Raw genomic sequence first — 17,446 nt, 5'->3', positions numbered from 1 at the left:
AGCAGCGGGAGCGGTACGTCCACTTCTGGCGGGAAGGACGACAACGGCGATCAGGGCCGCGACAGAATGCCCGACAGCAACATGACTGTCAGGCCCCAAAACCAGCAGCCGGAACGGCCGCGCTAACGCTCGTGAGACCGAAGACCGAGGCAGCTCGTCCGATGCTAGAGGATTTTCCGTGCAGCTTCGTCCGGTCTCTTCGCAGCTTCTCGGCGTCGGCAACGGATCTCTTCGGGATGCGTGATGGGGGTCTTGGGTCACCGGTTCAGTCATCGAGCCGACGACAACTATTGTCGGGATCTTCCGCCGCGACAAACCCAGCGTTTTTGGCCGTTCTATCGCGGCGCGGATGCGGGCCGCTCCCACCAGCGACGCACAAAGGTTAGAGCCGTGGCGAGCCACAGTGCATCTTTCCGCACCATTAAGACAGCGTGAGGAACGCCGCCTCATCTTTGGCGTTTATATAGTCCTTCCGCAAGTCACGATGCGCGAAGCAGCAGGCTCAGGGCTTAGCGCTGCAAACGCTGGGCCCTTTCTTTTGATGCCGACAGGAACACATTCACAAATCCTCCCGCAGCCCCCTGAAAAAGGGATGCCGCACCTTCCCCGCGGCCGACTTGGCCCGGTACTCAATCTCGGCCGAGAGCTTGGGCTCGACCCAGATACCCTTGTGCCCGATCCGCTTGGCATAGGGTTGGGTCTTCCGTACCAACGGCTCAAGGCGCCTCCGGAGCTCCGCCGTCGAGACCTTATCGAAGCCGTGGTCGACCTTGCCGGCGTAGACCAGCTCGTCGCCCTTGCGCCGGCCGAGATACATCCCGTCCCACTTTGTTCCGTCGAGTGCGAAGCCGGCGATCGCCAGCGTCTCGCGCTGGGCGCAGGTCTTCTTGACCCAGCTGTTGCCTCGGCCGCTGACATAGACGCTGTCGCGCACCTTCGATACAACGCCCTCCAGCCCAACCTTGCAGGCGTGCGCGAACATCTCCTCGCCGTCGACCTCGAAGCTTTCGCTGAACTGGACGTCGCTACCGACGATGATCTTCTTGAGATGGGTTTTCCGCTCGACGAGTGGCAGCTTCCGTAGATCGTAGCCATTCAGATAGAGCAGGTCGAATGCGACGAGCACGATCTTGTTCGAGTTGCCCCGCAGCTCCTTGATGAGCACCGCGTAATCGGTCGTGCCGTCGTCGGCGGGCACCACGATTTCGCCGTCGATGATCGCGCCACTGGCCTTGAGGTGCCAAGCGTCGTTGGCGACCTTCTGGAAACGATTGGTCCAGTCGTGGCCCCGGCGCGTGAAAACCTTCACTGCTTCGTTGGCGAGATGCACCTGGACACGATAGCCGTCGAACTTAATTTCATGGATCCATCGCTCGCCGGATGGGACGCGATCGATTGAGGATGCGAGCGCGGGCTCAATGAAGCCGGGAAAGGGTGCCTTGACGCCCAGCGCTTCAGGCTTTTTCCGCTGGAAGGCCATCGCTATACCAGGCGAAGACTTAATTGCTGCAGGTCTTGTGGTGAGTAGCGATCCACAAACTCCCGCAGGTAAGACGGCACGTCGCTCAGTTGCAGATTGCAACGACGCTGGATCTCGCGGGCGATGGCCCCGGAAACATCTTCCGACCACCGCTCTGCTGGGTTGAAGGCGACAATCCGGATCGGCTTGCGATATTCTCCGGCAAGCAGATCCTGGATGACGGTCTCCACCGCGCTCTCCAAGTCTGCTTCGCACCAAGCGCTGCCATTGCGGCCGGAGTTGTCCGCAACCAAGTAGACGGTCTCGTCGCTGTTCGGGGCGATCGACAAAAGCCATCGGAACTGACGCATAAGCAACTCACGCAACGGAACCCGGATTCAATTTGACGCGGACCGATTCGTTCCTGAAGTTAGAAAAGGCACTGCAAGACAGGATTCCCAAGTCTAAGTTGCCTCAGGGAGGAACATGGCGGTCAATAAGCCCGTGGTGGACAATGCTCGCAAAGGTGCGGTCAAGAAGCGTTCGCAGACGGAGACGACATTGGGCGGGGCTTCCGCTTTCACCAAGCGCGACAAGGCGTCCGGCGAATTCATGGGCGTCAAGAAGCCCTCGAAGGGCAAGAAGGCTGCAAAGAAATTTAAGGGCGTGCGGCTTGAGAAGAAAGCTACCAAAAAGAAAAAGGCAAAGAAGAGCTAGGCGGCTCTTCACGTGCGCCCTGATCTGGACGTTCGCTCAATCCTGATCTCTACAAAGCCCTTCAGTGTACTACGAGCGGACAGCGAGTTGCCCGGAGGAATCACCCGAACCCACCCTTCTTCAGGATTTGCCGCAGTGTATTCGATCTGCTCCGCATCGTTCAGGAAAACGCGGATTTGGAATTCGTCGAGCAAAAGATTGCAATAATTGCGAAAGCCTTCTTCGTCGCAATCCCTTGCAACCGGTCCATGAAACTGCGGCTTTCCAACCAAGAGGCATCCCGTATTCATAGCAACGCGCGCCACGACAGAATGCTGTAACAAATGGAGCCGTTCCTAACTTCCGGTCGAATCCGGCCAGGTACCGTCTAGGCGGCGGTCGGCAGGCAGAATTCGAACGCGGTACGCATAGGCCGCAGATAGGGTGTGAAGCCCGCAGAAGAAAGGGCCGCCTTTGTGGGGCGGCCCTGTCCAAAGTCTATCGACGCCGGTCAAAAAATTGGTTCGAGCAAAGCCAGCCCCGGGAATGAAAACAACTAAGGATACAAACACCGTGCCCGGTTGAAGGCATGGAAGCAGCGGTTTGTGTCAGGAATATTTCGTCGGCTCTGTTCCGCGCAGGAACTCTGATCGCGTTGCACAGGCGCAACGGAGGAAGCCCGCAAAGTTAATCTGGGACACTCAACATTTGTTAGAGCCTGCGATGAATCCCGGGGCGGAGAATATCCACGGCGCCCCAACTTCGAGCCGGTGCGTCGTGGCGGTCCCGGCGTCTCCGTTCCTCTCCAGCCCCGAAGATAGCTGAGACCCGCACCACGGCGATCGCGCTCGGCGCACGGCCGGACGACAGCGCAAAGATGGTCTGGTCTCGCGGATGCATGGCCTATTTGTCCGCGCCTGGGGCCGCTCACATCAGTCGAAGGACCTCAGTGTCGCCAGCCGTCCTTGTCGACCTCGACCCGAAAACCTTCTGGCATGCGCGGCACTTCACCTTCGCCAGCAGCATGGCAGGCCGGGCAGGGTGCGTCGGCGCCGCCACAGGTGCAGGCGCGCGGGCCGTCCCAGGGGCGGTCCGGGTGGTTCTCGCAGACCCAGCCGAGATCGTCGCAGTTGACGCACGTCACGGTCATTCCGGCGGCCGCCGGCTTTTCCGCGGTGGGCATCAGGCGACCCCTCGCAGGGCAGCGCCAGCTGTACGTCGAAGCGCCTGGTGGCGTTGGCGGCGATGAAGGCTTGCAGTGCAGAGCAGATCTCGGCGTCGGTGTCGGCCGCGCGCTGGGCCAGTGCGTCGGCGACCTCGGAAGTCGCATCCCGCGACCACCCCTCGACGGGATTGAAGGATACAATTCGGACTGGATAGGCGTACTGGCCGGGCAGGTGATTTTGCAGGACGCCCTCGAGGTCGGTGTCAGCATCGTCGGTCTCGCGCCAGGCGCAACCAGCGCGCGCCGCCGAAGTCTTCGAGCACCAGATAGATGTCGCGGTCGAGGCGGTCGGCCGGCACGATCGAGGGCGAGGAACGCATACGCAACTCCGATACGGCAAGGGGCGGAGAGACGGCCCCGCTGGAAGGGGGCAAGGGGGTAGGCCGGGGCCGCTCCGCCAGCTCTGGCGGCGAGCCAGCGACCACTCAAATAATTGCCCGCGCTCGTCGTTCCTATTGGGACCATCATTCCAAAAATGGGCACTGGCTTGTGTCCGACCTTAGGCGCTGGCCGTACTTATTGGTGCGGGAACAAGTGGCAATTCCACGGATTTTCGAACCGTCTGTGTTGCATGGTTATGCGCCGAGGCATCGATGAAGACCAAGCTATCCGGGAAGTTGTCGCACTACGATAAGATGGCCGCCTCCGCTCAGCAATTTTTCACGGAGGCGACGGCCTGTCGCGAGGAGGCGGCTCGGAGCCTCGACCAGGTCGATCGAGAAGGCTGGTTGAAGCTTGCGCGCGAATGGACTGAGCTCGCGCTCGCGGCCGAGCGGGGCCTTTTTCCGCCGGGATTAGCAGAGTCAACCCATGGCAGACTTGGCTGGCTGGCCAGATGCTTGCCACGACTTAACACCAAGCGCACGTGTGCTCGGGCTCTTTGAGCCCGCTGAGGCGAGAAACGTTCTCCACATCATCGACCCCATGTGAGCGCGTACGCGCAAACTGGCAATCGGCGCAAACCTCTGCAACAACTATTCCCTGCCGTCTGGGTGGCAGCTCGGCAACCTTTTTTGCTGAAGCCAATCATTGCTTTCATTGAACGGAAAAGTTCTGTTTGACTCCCGCGTCGCTCAGTCCCTGATAAATGCCGAGATTGGGGCGGCTCTGGACCGTCCCTCCCTCGTGCTCGACCGCGCCGGCTTTCTGGGCGAGCAGCCCCCCGCGAGATCACCACCCCGCATTTCTTCGACAAGGCTGGCCAATGACCATCGCCTTGATCGCGCCTGCAGGATCCAGGCTGGACGTGCTCGCGCGTGGAACGGCTATCGCTGGCGCAATGGCCGACGCGCGTGAGCGCCTACGAGATCATCGGGCGCGAGCCTTGGCCTGCACCGCTGCTGCCTACGGTATCGTCTGGGCTACGTCCCGATCCGGCTGTACATCGGATACAGCTAGGGGCCGCTGTTTCTTAACAATGACTGCGAAGCTCAGCTAGCCGCCAGGTTGGGTAAGTAGGAGGGCACGTCGCCCTGCTCTGTGCGCTCGGCGATAAGCTCCTTCTCAGCCTCGTACCAGAAGGTGTCCATCTGCCTCGCTGGTTGGCCCGCCTTCTCCCAAAGAAGGTAAGCTCGATTCCTGATATCTTGCTCGGTCATACCCGCCATCTGAGATCTCCCTTTCCGGGAAAACGTAGGGCGAGGTGTCGAAGTTCCTGCACTCAGTGAACCAGCGATGCGACGCGACAGCGATAGCGACTTATGGAACTAAAGTTTCGGCTCTGCATTTTCTGCTCATGCCGAGATACTTCTTTCATATCAAGCACGTGCGTGACGAGATCGACCACGAGGGTGAAGAACTTCCTGACAAGCATGCAGCGTGGAAGGAGGCCACTGTAACGGCCGGACAGATGCTCCAAGGCATTGATGGGAAGCTGACGCCGGGACGAGACTGGCAGATGGAAGTGACGGACGAGTTTCAGAACACGCTTTACGTCCTGCGCATTCAAGCTGAAGTGCCAGAGTGAGGCCCAGAGCCCCGCGTTTCCACACGGTTTGCCGGCGTTCTTGGGTCTGATCCTGACCTGCGTAGTTCGCGCGCCGCGTGCTTCGGGGGCGTCGCTGCTAAGCCTTGAACCGGCCTGAGCTCAGCACGTCCCGCCTAAAAAAGATCGAGCTCGGCCCCGGCCCAATTCCGACGCTGCCCAGGAGCTCGCCAATACGGTCCCGGCCTGAGCGGCTCGCCCGTCGTCCACTCGTTTGCGGGGGGTCGACGGTTCAGCCTGTACGAGACCGGGCTCGTGGATCATTTCGCCGAAGCCGGCACAGTAATGCATGGATGGATGACCGCTTCTGGAGGCAAAGCAGACTTACGCAGGCAATTTGAGCATTTCGCCTTTTGACCCTGGCTGTGTAAAAACGCGGCGCTTGACGTGATTCTCGCGGTATGATTCCCGCGCGATTTGCGGGGGTCTCGGATGAAGCGCTTCATTGAGGGTGCGGATCGTGGGCAGAGCACGCTGTTTCCTGAATGCGTGGAGACTGGATCGGCGGGGACAATCCAGTTCGTCTCATCGACGTCATCGTCGATGAACTCGATCTGGCCGAGCTTGGGTTCGGCGGGATCGATCCCGAAGCAACTGGCCGGCCATCGTACCACCCCTCGCTCCTCCTCAAGCTGTACATCTACGGCTATTTGAACCGGGTGCAGTCGAGCCGTCGGCTCGAACGCGAGGCCGGGCGCAATGTCGAGGTCATGTGGCTACTGGGTCGGCTCGCTCCCGATCACAAGACGATTGCGGACTTCCGCAAGGATAACGGTCCAGCACTTGGTAAGGTCTGCGCGCGCTTCGTCGAGCTCTGCCGTGAGATGGGCCTTCTCACGACGGCGAGCGTCGCCATCGATGGCAGCAAGTTTAAGGCCGTAAACAACCGGGACAAGAACTTGACCCGGGCAAAGGTGGAGCGGCGGCGGGCCCAGTTGGAGGAGAGCGTGGCGCGCTATTTGAGCCAACTCGATGCGGCCGACCGGCAGGAACCGACGGAAGCATTGGCCGCGAAGGTGACGAGGCTCACCGAGAAGCTGACGAAGTTGAAAGAGCAAATGGCCAAGCTTGTTGTCCACGAGGAGCAGATGCTTGCCTCGTCTGATCAGCAAATCTCCCTGACCGATCCCGACAGTCGTTCGATGGCAACGAGCGGCCGCGGCTCCGGCGTCGTCGGCTACAACGTGCAGGTCGCCGTTGATACCAAGCATCATCTGATTGTGACGCACGAGGTGACGAACCGCGGCTCGGATCGAGCACAACTTGCTAATATGGCCAAGCAGGCCAAGGCCGTGCTCCGGACCGAGACGCTCGAGGCCGTAGCCGATCGCGGCTACTTCAGCAGCTCAGAAATCCTCGCGTGCCACGAGGCCGGCATCACGGTGACTCTGCCCAAGCCGATGACGTCGGGTGCCAAATCGGAAGGGCGCTTCGGTAAGCAGGACTTCGCTTATCAGCGGGAGGAGGACGTCTATCGCTGTCCAGCTGGGGAGCGGCTGCCATATCGCTATACGAACGAAGAAGACGGCAAGATGCTGCGGCGCTACTGGACCACTGCTTGTTCAAATTGCACACTCAAATCCCAATGCACGACAGGACCGGAGCGGCGGATTACGCGATGGGTGTATGAGCATCTGCTCGACGCGGTGCAGCAACGCCTTGATGCGAACCCAGAAGCCATGCGTCAGCGTCGCGAGACAGTCGAGCATCCGTTCGGCACGATGAAGGCCCGCATGGGAGCGACGCACTTCCTCACCAAAACCCTTCCGAAGGTCGCCGCTGAGATGGCACTCTCCGTCCTGGCCTACAATCTGACACGGGTCATGAACATCATCGGAACCAAGCGGCTAATCGCTGCGATCACGGCCTGAAACGTCCTCGGCACCTAACTCTCAGAACCGACCTCCCGTGAAACCGTTTTTACACGGCCAAGATCCATTTGAGACATCTGTCGAGCAGAAAAACCATTCTTCAGATCAGTGAAATCGGCTAGAATTAGCCTAGCTCCGGAAGCGGACGTCCTAAGTCTTTGCATGGGACCGCGGTACGCTAGCGTACCGTCGGCGGGCATCGCACTTCAATTAATTGACGTCTCCTTCTTGCCAGCGTGACTTCCCCATCGCAGGGCCGTGGGCGCCAGCGCCCGACACGTATCACAACAGCAGGAGAGTGATATGCAGCCGAGAACGCTCCTCTTGAAGCACATCGTCCTCGTATCGGTAGCAGCCATGTTCCTCGCCGCGTGTCCGTCGTTCGCGCAGCAGAAGGGCGCGTCCTCTTCGGAGATGAAAACAAAAGAGGCGCGAGTTAATGGCCTTACACTGCATTACATTGAACTCGGGCAAGGAACTCCAGTGGTGTTGGTGCACGGCACATTGGAGGATTACCGTACCTGGGATGGACAGCTTGAGGCGTTCTCGAAGGGATATCGACTAATCTCGTACAGTCGTCGGTATCACTATCCAAATGAATGGTCCAAAGATGCAACAGATTTTTCTGTCACCATACATGCAAGAGACCTGGCTGCATTCATCAAGGCACTTAATCTGCCCCCGATTCATCTCATTGGTCATTCGTTCGGGGCGTTTATTGCGTTCCTGGTTGCACGAGATCACCCGGAGGTCATTCGCAGTCTGACGCTGGGCGAACCGCCTATAATGCCGTTACTAAGAACCACACCTGAAGGAGAAGCTCTTCTTGCCGCTGCTATCGCTACATCAATCGCTTCGAGCGAAGCATTCAAGCAGGGGAATGACGAAGAAGGAGTGCGTCGATTTACGAACGGCGTGTTGGGCGAGGGTTCGTACGAGAAACTCCCACCTCCCGTTCTGAAGCGCCTCATGGACAATGCCCAAGGACTAAAAGGCGAGACCTCATCCCGAAACCTCTTCCCGCCCACCACATGCGAGGATGTGCAGAAGGTGAAAGCGCCAACCTTGGTCATCGACGGGGAGCTCAGTCCTAAGAGGTTCCATGTCATCAACGACATGCTGGAGCACTGCTTACCGAGCGTAGAACGTGCAACGATTCCGGCGGCATCTCATCAGATGGAGGTTGAAAACCCCCAAGCCTTCAATGAGAGGGTCCTCGCATTCATTGCAAAGCACTGAAACGCTGCGGTGCATGAGTCTGCTGTTGGCCATTAACCGAAGGTCGATTGAGCGCGTGTCATGTCGGCTGTCAGGGGCAAACCGGACGCCGATCCAAATTGGCGTCCACTGCTGCTTTTGACCCGTTTCGGACTTCGGATGCTTCCACGGGGCCTCGATCCCGGAACCTGTCCGCCACGATCAATGCGTGGTAAATGAATCTATAAGGTAGTTGCGACGAACAGTGTACGTCCTCTGGTACGAACATGGGAGTTCCGCGATGTCTGCCTTAAAGAAAAAGACTGTGTTCACCGGTGTGGGCCTTATCGCCCTGGTCGGAGCCGTTTGGACTGACACGCATTCCAATGCCGCAGAAAACGAGGGCGTTGTAGTAACTCCCCCGACTCCGAGTACGCCACCGGCGCCTGAGACGACTTTTGATGTCTGTATAGGAGAACATTATTTTTGCGACAGACGCACTGCGCAATTCGTGAGGTGTGGAGTAAACGTCGAAAATTACATCAAAGCGCAATGCGAAAAGTTCGAATTTACGGCTCCGATGGAAGAGCGCGGGGACGGAGGAATGTGCGGCTATCGAGTTTACCACGTGAAATGTACAGCCAAACGATGACTAGCGTGGCGTGCGAAATCTGGAACGGTCACTGCCGGACTACTTCATATGGTGTTCGGAGCCCAATTTTATCATCCAATGGGCTTGGGCGCGAAGCAGAAGCAGGGAGACGGCAGCCCGGCTGCTCCCAGTTTGCAAAATGGATGGCACGCGGCGGACGATGGGAGGCTCAGATGTTTATCGACGGCCTCCCAAACCAGCGCTTCCGGAGTGACGCGGCGACCGCGTCCGTGACTTCCGTTCTTGGCCGATTGTGTTGCAAAAGTCGAAAGTTGCAGGGCTCAAGATTCTTCGCGAAAACACTAAGCAGCGAGCGATCGCTGATTCGTATGACCTCAATCGCGCTACCGAAGTCGCCTGTGAATTTTGCGTGAGGCCGTGAGGTCCCTCGCATCTTGTACGCGAAAGTCGCGCCCACGGCCCGCAGAATTTTGGTCATCGGCGAAAATCGACTTTTGCAACAATATCGGCCCTTAGCTGACTAGCGAGGGAGAACTAACCATTTCCGCTCCCGGGGGCAGAGCGGACATTCGCACTGCGGCAGCATACTTCAGGCCGCGTCGGTGCTTGTCGCCCATTGAAACCGCCCCGGGGCGGCTCACATTAACAACAAGGACGGCCGCCATGACGCATCCTATTGGACTGGCCGTGGAATGGCCTGCGGACAACGTCCAGCGCGTGGCCGTGGACAGGCTGCGTTCTTACCCCAACAACACGCGCACGCACTCACGGGCAGGTAGCGCAACTGGTCGCATCTATTCAGGAGTGGGGCCGGACCACGCCGGTCCTTGTCGATGAACAGGGCATGCTGATCGCCGGGCACGCCCGCCTGGAGGCGGCCAAGCAGCTCGGCATCCCCGAGATCCCCGTCATGGTCGCGCGCGGCTGGACGGAGGCTCAAATCCGGGCCTACACCATCGCCGACAACGCGCTGCCCCTGAACGCCGGCTGGGACGAAGCGCTGCCCGGCGGGCCGGTTAGGGAGGACATTCTTGCAAAAGCACCTTAGGGCGCTAACGGCCCCGGATCGATTAATCGCGCTCCACTTGCGAGCAATAGAAACATCGCCTGGTAGCCGCGATATCTCGCGGCCATTCGCGTTCGTTCACGGCCCTTACCTAGGACAGTGCCAGAATAGTCGCAGACTCGCCATTCGCGATCAACATAAGCTCCAGCATGGAAGCTAAGCCACCCTGGATGCTGCACCGGGGGTTGGACCGTCGAGATTCAAGGAAAATGGGAAAGTCGTCGTCGATAGCGCATCAATAGCGATTTGCTCCTCCGCGAGGCGTTTGATCAAGAACTCGCGCTCAAGATCTGAGAGCCGAGTGCTCAGCAGGCGGCGGTAGCGGTGGACATTGTTGCGATGGAAGCGAAGCCGCGCCAGTTTTTCGTCCGTTGTCATCTGAGGCTCCGAACTTCACGCCGCGGCCGCACGTGCAGTCGAACGGAGGCGGTAAGGCTTTCCACCGGGTGGCGTTCGAGAACCTCCGTCCAGGGTGCACAGCGCGTCCAAGATCTCGTCGATCGACACCGGCTTCTTGAACCCGGCAGGTGCACGCATGGACGGGCAAGAGGCTATCGCAGATGCATCGGACGCCCATGAAGCCAGAATTGCGCGCTTCTCGGCCAACGTCAGGGCCGGGTGATCCACGACGTCTTTGGGTGTCTCAAACACCGTGCCGGGATGAAGAGGAGCGTGGAAATCGAAAACGTTGTCGTCAGCGGTCGTCGGCCGCATGGTCCTCTCCTTTTCGTTGACGAATTGGATGGGAGCCGCACGACTTGCAGCGCGGCTCCATGGCGCCTCTACTACGCGGCGGCTTTGGCTTCCAGCTTCCGCATGTTGCTGGCCGAGACATCGCCGACCGCAATCCGGCGGGGCTTCATGGCTTCCGGGATTTCGCGAACGAGCTCGATGGTCAGCAAGCCGTTGTGGAACGCGGCGCCGTTCACCTGGACATATTCGGCGAGGTTGAACTGGCGCTTGAAGGCGCGGGTTGAGATACCGCGGTAGAGGAAATCACGCTCGGTCTTGTCGGATTTGCTGCCTTCGACCGTCACCACGTTCTGTTCGGCGGTGATGACGATGTCGTCGGGTGCAAAACCCGCAACCGCCAGCGAAATTTGGTAGCGGTCGTCGGCGAGACGTTCGATGTTGTAGGGCGGGTAATTGTCCTCACTGGCCCGCTGAGCGGTTTCCGCGAGGTCGAAGAGGCGGTCGAAACCAATGGTCGAGCGCCAGAGCGGGGCGAAATCGTAGGTGCGCATAGCCAGATCCTCCTAAGAGCAAAATGTCTACGAGCGGCACCGGACACAACCGGTGCCCATCTCTTGGCCCGGACCCATAAGGCGCCCGGACGCCATCGTCGGATGGCGACATAAAAATTAGCAAAGCGCGTTTTGGTTTCAAGAGGGGGCTGAAAAAATTTTGCCCCCGATCGCCGCGCCGTTACAGGTCCTCGCGCAACCCCTTGAAGAACGGATGCCGCACCTTCCCCTCGGCCGACTTCGCTCGGTATTCGATCTCAGCAAGTAGCTTCGGTTCGACCCAGATGCCTTTGTGCGCAATCCCCTTGGCATAGGGCTGTGTCTTACGGACCAGCGGTTTCGAGGCGCCGCCGCAGCTCGGCCGCCGATGTCTTGTCGAAGCCATGGTCGACCTTGCCGGCATAGATTAGGTGGTCGCCCTTGCGCCTCGCGAGATAAATACCGTCCCATTTGCTCTCGTCGAGCGCGAAGCCGGCAATTGTTAGGGTCTCGCGTTGGGCGCATGTCTTTTTGACCCAATTGTTGCCCCGGCCGCTGGCGTAGATGCTGTCACGCACCTTCGAGACTACGCCTTCGAGCCCCACCTTGCAGGCGTGCGTGAACATCTCGGGGCCATCGATCTCGAAGCTATCGCTTAACTGTAGGTCGCTGCCGGTGATGATCTTCTTCAGCGCCGCCTTGCGCTCGAATAGCGGCACCTTCCGGATGTCCCTGCCGTTGAGATACAGCAGGTCGAAGACGACGAGCACGATCTTAGTCGAGGTGCCCTTTAGCTCGTTCTGCAAGACGGAGAAATCGGTGCTGCCATCGGCGGCCGGCACCACGACCTCGCCGTCTATGATGGCCGAGCTCGCCTTGATGTGCCAGGCGTCGTCGGCGACCTTCTTGAAGCGTTTGGTCCAGTCGTGCCCGCGGCGGGTGAATACGGTGACGGCTTCGTTGGCGAGATGCACCTGGACGCGATACCCGTCGAACTTGATCTCGTGAATCCAACGCTCGCCGGATGGCACGCGGTCGATCGAGGCTGCCAGGGCCGGCTCGATGAAGCCGGGGAAGGGCGCCTTGACGCCCAGCGCTTCAGGCTTTTTCCGCTGGAAGGCCATCGCTACACCAGGTGAAGACTGAATTGCTGCATGTCTTGTGGTGAGTAGCGATCCACAAACTCCTGCAGGTGCGAAGGCACGTCGCTCAGTTGCAGATTGCAACGACGCCGGATCTCGCGAGCTATGTCCTCGGAAACATCTTCCGACCAGCGTTCGGCCGTGTTGATGGCGACTATCCGGATCGGCTTGCGATATTCTCCGGCAAGCAGATCTTGGATGACGGTTTCCAGCGCCCTCTCAAAGTCTGCTTCGCGCCAGGCTTTGCCGTTGCGGCCGAAGTTGCTTGTGACCGAGTAGATAGTCTCGTCACCGTTCGGGGCGATCGACATAAGCCATCGGGATTGACGCATAAGCAGCTCACGCAACGGAACCGGGATTCAATTTGACGAAGGCCGATTCGTTCCTGTCGCTGTGCGTACGCAGTTGGATCAGAGTTGGCACAACAGTGCGACGGTCTGAATAGGAAGCTTCTTAGTTCACAGGCACCGGCTTCAGGGGTCGAGGGGGTAGGCCGGGGCCGCTCCGCCAGCTCGGCGGCGAGCCAGCGACGACTCAAACATTCGCCGCCCTTGCGGTTCCTCTGAACGGTCCCCCTGAAAAAGGGGAGCTGTCCGTGGTTAAGCTCCGGTGTCCTAAGTTGATTTTGGGGGTGTCCTAATTCGATAGATGAACAAAATCGACAGCTTGGCCGTCTAACTTTGAGGACGGTCATTGGGGACCGCTGACCTGCCCCTGAAGTTTCACCCAGTAGCGGTTAGAGTCTCGGCGGATGTTGCGCCGTTTGGCGCGGTGTGAGCAACGTGCGATCGGCGGAGCTGGTCGGGGTTGCGCAGCCGATCGCACGTTGCGGTGAGGTAGGCGGCATAGGCCGCAGGGGTCAGATAGCCGAGCGAGGAATGCGGGCGTTGGCCGTTGTAGTCGCCGACCCAATCCGCAATCTTGGCGCGGGCGTGATCGAGGCCGAAGAACAAGGTTTCGTTGAGAAGCTCGTCCCGCATCCGGCCGTTGAAGCTTTCACAGAAGCCGTTCTGCATCGGCTTGCCCGGCGCAATGAAGTGCCAGTCGATCTTGTTCTCCTCCGACCAGGCCAGCATGGCATTGCAGGTGAACTCGGTGCCGTTGTCGGAGACGATCATGCCCGGCTTGCCGCGCTGATTGATCAGCGCCGTCAGTTCGCGTGCCACCCGCCGCCCCTGGATCGAGGTGTCGGGGATGGCCGCCAGACATTCCCGGGTCACGTCATCGACGATATTCAGGACCCGGAAGCGACGGCCGCTGGCGAACTGGTCGTGGACAAAATCCAGCGACCACCGGGCGTTCGGCCGAGCCTCGACCAGTATCGGCGCTCGGGTGCCCACGGCGCGGCGGCGGGCCCGGCGCTTGCGCACGCTGAGGCCTTCCTCTCGATACAGACGGTAGATCCGGTTCCGCCCGGACGGCTCGCCCTGCTGGCGAAGCAGCACGAACAGCCGGCGGTAGCCGAACCGCCGACGGGCATTAGCAAGCTCGCGCAAGTGGCCGCGTAGTTCGGTGTCCGGCGGTCGGCACGATCGGTACCGAACCATCTTGCGGTCAGCGCCGACGATGCCGCAGGCCCGCCGCTCCGCCAGACCCATGACGGCCTGCAGGTGCGCGACGGCTTCGCGCTTGGCGACGGGCCCTACCATTTTTTTGACAAAAGCTCGCGTAGCGCTGCAGCATCCAGCATCTGCTCGGCCAGCAGCTTCTTCAGCTTGGCGTTCTCGTCCTCGAGTTGCCGCAACCGCTTGGCATCGGAGACGTCCAGACCGCCGAACTTCGCCTTCCAATTGTACAGCGTCGCTTCAGAGACGCCATGCTTCCGCGCCAAATCGGCAGCCTTCGCACCCGCCTCATGCTCACGCAGCACGCCAATAATCTGCTCTTCCGTAAACCTGGCTCGCTTCATCTGTCCGTCCTTCAGAAGGCCGGACTCTAACTTCAACTGGAGGAAATCGGCAGGGGCAGGTCACCGCCCATCCAGCGCAAATGCGGAATGATGATGTGCGACAAGTGCAAGGAACTGGACGGAAAGATCGAGCGCTACCGTCGTCATGCGACTCGAATAAACGATCAGTTAGCACATGACGGGATCAAAAAGCTCATTGAGGAGATGCAAGTCCAAAGGGCTGCGCTTCATCCCGAGCAAAAGAAGTAAGGCCGCCTCAGTTGGCGATCTCCTCGCCGCCGGTTCACGCTGGCGGGCCTCGGAGGTGAGCAATATTGACCATCACGGGGAACAAAGATGTGCCACCCTCCACCTTATCACCGCGCGGCCCTGGCTTTCATCGGTGATGAGAACGCCATTAGCGCTCCCGCCTCCTCTAGATAGGAGCAGCGCCATGCGTCGGCATTTCACGCAAACCCAATCCCTCGAAGAACGTCTCGCCGAAGAGGCGAAGCGCCTGCATGAACAAGCCGAATTGCTTCCGCATGGCAATCTGCGCGAAGCCGTCGAAAGGAAAGCACGGCAGGCTGAAACCGGCTCGCACATCAGCGAGTGGCTGCGGTCCCCCGGTCTAAGAGTCCCCACCTGAAAGTTAAGGCCTCCCAGTTGGAGGCCTCTTCGTATGCGCAGTTCGCGCTGGCGGGCCCTGGACCCCAAGCACAAGGCCCCTAAAGTTTCCCGCGGCCCAGTCTCGAGAGGGCCCACGGGCTTCCGCTTAGTTCGGGGTCTACAGCCTCAACGGACGGTTGAAGCTCTCACGAAATTTACGGTGCGGGCGATAAAGCGAGCGTAGGGTAGTGAACAGCCCCGCGGGGTTGGCTTCCCCGACGCCGCCCGGTTAGGCCCGGCGCTAGACTTACGGCTGGTGTCGGGCCGTCTGAGTTGGCGGTCTCGTCCACTTAGGAACCCGTTCCACAGAGTGTCGTTCAATACGCATGCCTAGAGAGATCGCCATAGCACTGTGGTCCCTGGCCGCCGCCTGCGTTGTGGCGTTCAGCATGGCTGCAATCGTCGCTCCTCACTGGTCGTAAAAGAGGGCGTTGGGTCACCAGCTTGCGGCCGTCCACCTCGATCGGCTCCTCGAAAAGCCGCCCCCAGCCCTTGGTCATTGCGTGTTTCGGTACCCCATGATTGCGAGCTGCGGGTTGCCACGTTCAAAATCCGGCCGAACCTCGGCGCCGCGACTGCCGCAACCCTGGCAGACGAACCGCGGCTCGAAATCGGACAGCCGCAGATCGTCCGGCCGGCGATCTAGTAGCAGACGGCGGGCCTTCATGGAAACGCGCGAGGACTACCTGCTTCGAATAGCGAGTGTTTTGGATGTTATCGCGATGGACGAGCGGCTGATAGTTCGCGACCGATACATTGAGCGCACGTTCGGCGGCACGCGTGCCCTCGCGATTGCAGAGGCAGGAGTCTTTGCCCGCGCGCATGGCTGCACGTTTCGTTACGACCGCATCAAGCGCCAAGGAGAGTTCACCCGAGCATATCCGGCAGGCGGCAGGGCGTGAAGTGGCTCGTCGAGAGCGCGTGAGTGTGGGGAGCCGCCAGCTAGCGCACGGGGGCGCCAGCTGGCGGCACACCGCCGGCAGTTGAAGCGGAGGCACGAGGCCCGCCGGTCCACGCTGGCGGGCCTAGCACTCCCGGCGCTCTAATCCGCAATTGGATCGGCGGCCGGGCGCTCACAGCGGCTTGAATTGAAAAGTTTCGCTTTGGAACTGAAGTTGGCCCGTCTGCATATTAGAAGGCTGGGAACTCAAACCCTGCGGTTAGGACCCGTAAAGACGAGGTTGTGTCATGAGACAGCGCCGTCGTTTCACGCAAACCGTGTCGCTGGAAGAACGCCTTGCCCAAGAAGCGAAGCGCCTTCGCGAACAAGCTAAAGCCCTCCCTCACGGTTCTCAACGAGAGGACCTCATCCGCAAAGCCAGACAGGCTGAGACCGGCTCGCACATGAGCGAGTGGCTCAGGTCGCCCGGGCTACGACCCCAAGAATAAACTCCCGTAATATGTCGGCGGCTAGCAACCTTTGGCCCCGCCGCCGGTCTTATCTGAATGGAGCCCGTCACCAAGCCAGAGCTAGAAGCCAGGCTCGTCCAATATTGCGAGCTGGCGCATCAGTATTTCGACCCCGTGTCGGTTGAAAACATGCGCCTTGCAACAGCGGAACTAGAGCAGCAAATTCGAGACTTCAAAGCCAAGGAATGAGGCCGCCTCAGTTGGCGGCCTCTTTATTGATCCCTCTTGAGCTTGCGCCGGCCCCAATGGGGCTCCTTTCCCTTCGGGTTGAACTCCGGGATGTAGTGTCGGTTCAATGCTCGAATGACTCCGATGCGGGCAAACATCGTCGGGCCGCCGCCTTCAGCGACCAGGATCAAGGCTTCCATCGCCGCTTGCCATTCCGGCGCGGCGTGCTCTTTCTTCGGTAACGCGGCGATGTACTCGCCGGCATCGAGCAGCGTCACCAGCACGCGATCGCCGATCCTGATCGGATCCTCGAAACGCCGACCCCAGCCTCGTTCGGTCATTCCTTCTGCTTCAGCTCGGGTCCCGCGGCGGCAATGGCGTGTTCAACCTCGTCGGCCAGAACTCTCAGATGCTCGGCCAGCCTTGTGAACAGTTCTCGCTTCTTGGGTTCAGTAGCAAGATCGCGGATCAAGGCGCACTCGGCAGCATCCGTGCGGAGCTTTTCCAACTGAGCCTGCATGTCCTCCATTGCGATCGGTTCCGTTCCCGACGAGATACCGCTTTGGGCACAAGTGGACAGAACTGATTGCCGGTTTTTCCTATGCTCGTCACCACCTGGCGACCCCATTACCGCCAAGGTCGCCTCCAACGGCCCCGGCCTCAACACCTCAAAAGCCGCCATGGCCGGGGCCGTTTTTAAATTGAGCGGGCCACGGTCCGCCAAAAAATGCGCTTAGGTCAAAGTTTCTTCCTTTTCCCAAACAACCAAGCACGATATGGAAAATCACTACAGGTTGCATGAGCAGGGGACGCTTATGAATTGGGCGGAACGAAC

Annotated in this window: 20 protein-coding genes and 4 pseudogenes; 9 read left to right on the top strand and 15 right to left on the bottom strand. The window is 59.8% G+C overall.

From position 1 onward, the window contains the following. Positions 1 to 559: 559 nt before the first annotated feature. Together ligD (AB7245_RS45435) and AB7245_RS45430 are read right to left on the bottom strand one after the other, a co-directional pair. Positions 560 to 1,480, bottom strand: a complete 921-nt coding sequence (gene ligD / locus AB7245_RS45435) for a non-homologous end-joining DNA ligase (protein ID WP_439035854.1) — start codon at positions 1,478 to 1,480, stop codon at positions 560 to 562. Between the two features lie 2 nt (positions 1,481 to 1,482). Beyond that, positions 1,483 to 1,830, bottom strand: a complete 348-nt coding sequence (locus AB7245_RS45430; protein WP_439035853.1) for a hypothetical protein — start codon at positions 1,828 to 1,830, stop codon at positions 1,483 to 1,485. 115 nt (positions 1,831 to 1,945) lie between these two features. Here AB7245_RS45430 and AB7245_RS45425 point away from each other — a divergent pair, with 115 nt between their 5' ends. Further along, positions 1,946 to 2,176 (top strand): hypothetical protein, encoded by a 231-nt coding sequence (locus AB7245_RS45425; RefSeq protein ID WP_439035852.1) that lies wholly within the window; start codon positions 1,946 to 1,948, stop codon positions 2,174 to 2,176. 8 nt (positions 2,177 to 2,184) lie between these two features. Here the strand turns inward: AB7245_RS45425 and AB7245_RS45420 are convergent, their stop codons facing one another. The 4 genes and pseudogenes from AB7245_RS45420 to AB7245_RS45405 all read right to left on the bottom strand — a co-directional run bounded on the left by AB7245_RS45420 (position 2,185) and on the right by AB7245_RS45405 (position 4,987). Continuing rightward, positions 2,185 to 2,481: a hypothetical protein gene (locus AB7245_RS45420; protein WP_439035851.1), complete on the bottom strand. Its 297-nt coding sequence runs from the start codon at positions 2,479 to 2,481 to the stop codon at positions 2,185 to 2,187. 620 nt (positions 2,482 to 3,101) lie between these two features. Beyond that, complete coding sequence (locus AB7245_RS45415; RefSeq protein WP_439035994.1) at positions 3,102 to 3,338, bottom strand: hypothetical protein; 237 nt, start codon at positions 3,336 to 3,338, stop codon at positions 3,102 to 3,104. Between the two features lie 4 nt (positions 3,339 to 3,342). Continuing rightward, a pseudogene (locus AB7245_RS45410) lies at positions 3,343 to 3,700 on the bottom strand (hypothetical protein); the annotation flags it as partial. 1,110 nt (positions 3,701 to 4,810) lie between these two features. After that, positions 4,811 to 4,987 (bottom strand): DUF2934 domain-containing protein, encoded by a 177-nt coding sequence (locus AB7245_RS45405; RefSeq protein WP_439035850.1) that lies wholly within the window; start codon positions 4,985 to 4,987, stop codon positions 4,811 to 4,813. Positions 4,988 to 5,022: 35 nt separating this feature from the next. Here AB7245_RS45405 and AB7245_RS45400 point away from each other — a divergent pair, with 35 nt between their 5' ends. From AB7245_RS45400 to AB7245_RS45385, 4 genes and pseudogenes are all read left to right on the top strand, one after another. Further along, positions 5,023 to 5,346 carry a DUF6894 family protein gene (locus AB7245_RS45400; RefSeq protein WP_439035849.1) on the top strand — a complete coding sequence of 108 codons (324 nt, stop codon included), beginning with the start codon at positions 5,023 to 5,025 and terminating at the stop codon, positions 5,344 to 5,346. A 450-nt stretch (positions 5,347 to 5,796) separates the two neighbouring features. Beyond that, a pseudogene (locus AB7245_RS45395) lies at positions 5,797 to 7,235 on the top strand (IS1182 family transposase). 303 nt (positions 7,236 to 7,538) lie between these two features. Next, a complete protein-coding gene (locus AB7245_RS45390) occupies positions 7,539 to 8,474 on the top strand; it encodes an alpha/beta fold hydrolase (RefSeq protein WP_439035848.1) in 936 nt (311 codons plus the stop codon). A gap of 1,247 nt (positions 8,475 to 9,721) precedes the next feature. Next, on the top strand, positions 9,722 to 10,093 hold the full coding sequence (locus AB7245_RS45385; protein WP_439035847.1) for a ParB/Srx family N-terminal domain-containing protein: 372 nt from the start codon (positions 9,722 to 9,724) through the stop codon (positions 10,091 to 10,093). Positions 10,094 to 10,267: 174 nt separating this feature from the next. On the opposite strand, the gene AB7245_RS45380 is transcribed toward AB7245_RS45385, so the two are convergent. From AB7245_RS45380 to AB7245_RS45350, 7 genes and pseudogenes are all read right to left on the bottom strand, one after another. Then, on the bottom strand, positions 10,268 to 10,489 hold the full coding sequence (locus tag AB7245_RS45380; protein WP_439035846.1) for a hypothetical protein: 222 nt from the start codon (positions 10,487 to 10,489) through the stop codon (positions 10,268 to 10,270). A 15-nt stretch (positions 10,490 to 10,504) separates the two neighbouring features. Further along, positions 10,505 to 10,825, bottom strand: a complete 321-nt coding sequence (locus AB7245_RS45375; RefSeq protein ID WP_439035845.1) for a hypothetical protein — start codon at positions 10,823 to 10,825, stop codon at positions 10,505 to 10,507. Between the two features lie 71 nt (positions 10,826 to 10,896). Next, on the bottom strand, positions 10,897 to 11,355 hold the full coding sequence (locus AB7245_RS45370) for an Hsp20 family protein (RefSeq protein ID WP_439035844.1): 459 nt from the start codon (positions 11,353 to 11,355) through the stop codon (positions 10,897 to 10,899). 181 nt (positions 11,356 to 11,536) lie between these two features. Further along, positions 11,537 to 12,458 (bottom strand): annotated as a pseudogene (gene ligD, locus AB7245_RS45365) (non-homologous end-joining DNA ligase). A 2-nt stretch (positions 12,459 to 12,460) separates the two neighbouring features. Beyond that, positions 12,461 to 12,787: a hypothetical protein gene (locus AB7245_RS45360; RefSeq protein WP_439035843.1), complete on the bottom strand. Its 327-nt coding sequence runs from the start codon at positions 12,785 to 12,787 to the stop codon at positions 12,461 to 12,463. 411 nt (positions 12,788 to 13,198) lie between these two features. Beyond that, positions 13,199 to 14,266 (bottom strand): IS3 family transposase, encoded by a 1,068-nt coding sequence (locus tag AB7245_RS45355; protein WP_439035842.1) that lies wholly within the window; start codon positions 14,264 to 14,266, stop codon positions 13,199 to 13,201. Then, a pseudogene (locus AB7245_RS45350) lies at positions 14,233 to 14,385 on the bottom strand (transposase); the annotation flags it as partial. The gene AB7245_RS45355 and the pseudogene AB7245_RS45350, both read right to left, overlap by 34 nt. A 433-nt stretch (positions 14,386 to 14,818) precedes the next feature. Between AB7245_RS45350 and AB7245_RS45345 the strand changes: the two are divergent. From AB7245_RS45345 to AB7245_RS45330, 4 genes are all read left to right on the top strand, one after another. Next, complete coding sequence (locus tag AB7245_RS45345) at positions 14,819 to 15,013, top strand: hypothetical protein (RefSeq protein WP_084795114.1); 195 nt, start codon at positions 14,819 to 14,821, stop codon at positions 15,011 to 15,013. A gap of 685 nt (positions 15,014 to 15,698) precedes the next feature. Beyond that, entirely contained in the window at positions 15,699 to 15,935 is a 237-nt protein-coding gene (locus tag AB7245_RS45340; RefSeq protein ID WP_439035841.1) for a hypothetical protein, read from the top strand. A 286-nt stretch (positions 15,936 to 16,221) separates the two neighbouring features. After that, positions 16,222 to 16,422: a hypothetical protein gene (locus AB7245_RS45335; protein WP_439035840.1), complete on the top strand. Its 201-nt coding sequence runs from the start codon at positions 16,222 to 16,224 to the stop codon at positions 16,420 to 16,422. A gap of 57 nt (positions 16,423 to 16,479) precedes the next feature. Next, positions 16,480 to 16,632 carry a hypothetical protein gene (locus AB7245_RS45330; RefSeq protein ID WP_439035839.1) on the top strand — a complete coding sequence of 51 codons (153 nt, stop codon included), beginning with the start codon at positions 16,480 to 16,482 and terminating at the stop codon, positions 16,630 to 16,632. Between the two features lie 23 nt (positions 16,633 to 16,655). On the opposite strand, the gene AB7245_RS45325 is transcribed toward AB7245_RS45330, so the two are convergent. Together AB7245_RS45325 and AB7245_RS45320 are read right to left on the bottom strand one after the other, a co-directional pair. Beyond that, on the bottom strand, positions 16,656 to 16,952 hold the full coding sequence (locus AB7245_RS45325) for a hypothetical protein (protein ID WP_439035838.1): 297 nt from the start codon (positions 16,950 to 16,952) through the stop codon (positions 16,656 to 16,658). Next, complete coding sequence (locus AB7245_RS45320; protein WP_439035837.1) at positions 16,949 to 17,140, bottom strand: hypothetical protein; 192 nt, start codon at positions 17,138 to 17,140, stop codon at positions 16,949 to 16,951. Before AB7245_RS45320 ends, AB7245_RS45325 begins: the two co-directional genes overlap by 4 nt. Positions 17,141 to 17,446: the final 306 nt, after the last annotated feature.

This window comes from Bradyrhizobium sp. 604_D8_N2_3 (genome assembly GCF_051810765.1).
In the GTDB taxonomy this organism is placed as follows: Bacteria; Pseudomonadota; Alphaproteobacteria; order Rhizobiales; family Xanthobacteraceae; genus Bradyrhizobium; species Bradyrhizobium barranii.
The sequence above is the reverse complement of the archived record's forward strand: the minus strand, read 5'-3'. Positions and strand labels throughout refer to the sequence as shown.

Excerpts from the sequence above, each read along its gene's own strand:
- ligD (WP_439035854.1), bottom strand. The coding sequence starts at position 1,480 with ATGGCCTTCCAGCGGAAAAAGCCTGAAGCGCTGGGCGTCAAGGCACCC.
- AB7245_RS45430 (WP_439035853.1), bottom strand. The coding sequence starts at position 1,830 with ATGCGTCAGTTCCGATGGCTTTTGTCGATCGCCCCGAACAGCGACGAG.
- AB7245_RS45425 (WP_439035852.1), top strand. The coding sequence starts at position 1,946 with ATGGCGGTCAATAAGCCCGTGGTGGACAATGCTCGCAAAGGTGCGGTC.
- AB7245_RS45415 (WP_439035994.1), bottom strand. The coding sequence starts at position 3,338 with ATGCCCACCGCGGAAAAGCCGGCGGCCGCCGGAATGACCGTGACGTGC.
- AB7245_RS45405 (WP_439035850.1), bottom strand. The coding sequence starts at position 4,987 with ATGGCGGGTATGACCGAGCAAGATATCAGGAATCGAGCTTACCTTCTT.
- AB7245_RS45390 (WP_439035848.1), top strand. The coding sequence starts at position 7,539 with ATGCAGCCGAGAACGCTCCTCTTGAAGCACATCGTCCTCGTATCGGTA.
- AB7245_RS45380 (WP_439035846.1), bottom strand. The coding sequence starts at position 10,489 with ATGACAACGGACGAAAAACTGGCGCGGCTTCGCTTCCATCGCAACAAT.
- AB7245_RS45375 (WP_439035845.1), bottom strand. The coding sequence starts at position 10,825 with ATGCGGCCGACGACCGCTGACGACAACGTTTTCGATTTCCACGCTCCT.
- AB7245_RS45370 (WP_439035844.1), bottom strand. The coding sequence starts at position 11,355 with ATGCGCACCTACGATTTCGCCCCGCTCTGGCGCTCGACCATTGGTTTC.
- AB7245_RS45360 (WP_439035843.1), bottom strand. The coding sequence starts at position 12,787 with ATGTCGATCGCCCCGAACGGTGACGAGACTATCTACTCGGTCACAAGC.
- AB7245_RS45345 (WP_084795114.1), top strand. The coding sequence starts at position 14,819 with ATGCGTCGGCATTTCACGCAAACCCAATCCCTCGAAGAACGTCTCGCC.
- AB7245_RS45340 (WP_439035841.1), top strand. The coding sequence starts at position 15,699 with ATGGAAACGCGCGAGGACTACCTGCTTCGAATAGCGAGTGTTTTGGAT.
- AB7245_RS45335 (WP_439035840.1), top strand. The coding sequence starts at position 16,222 with ATGAGACAGCGCCGTCGTTTCACGCAAACCGTGTCGCTGGAAGAACGC.
- AB7245_RS45330 (WP_439035839.1), top strand. The coding sequence starts at position 16,480 with ATGGAGCCCGTCACCAAGCCAGAGCTAGAAGCCAGGCTCGTCCAATAT.
- AB7245_RS45325 (WP_439035838.1), bottom strand. The coding sequence starts at position 16,952 with ATGACCGAACGAGGCTGGGGTCGGCGTTTCGAGGATCCGATCAGGATC.
- AB7245_RS45320 (WP_439035837.1), bottom strand. The coding sequence starts at position 17,140 with ATGGAGGACATGCAGGCTCAGTTGGAAAAGCTCCGCACGGATGCTGCC.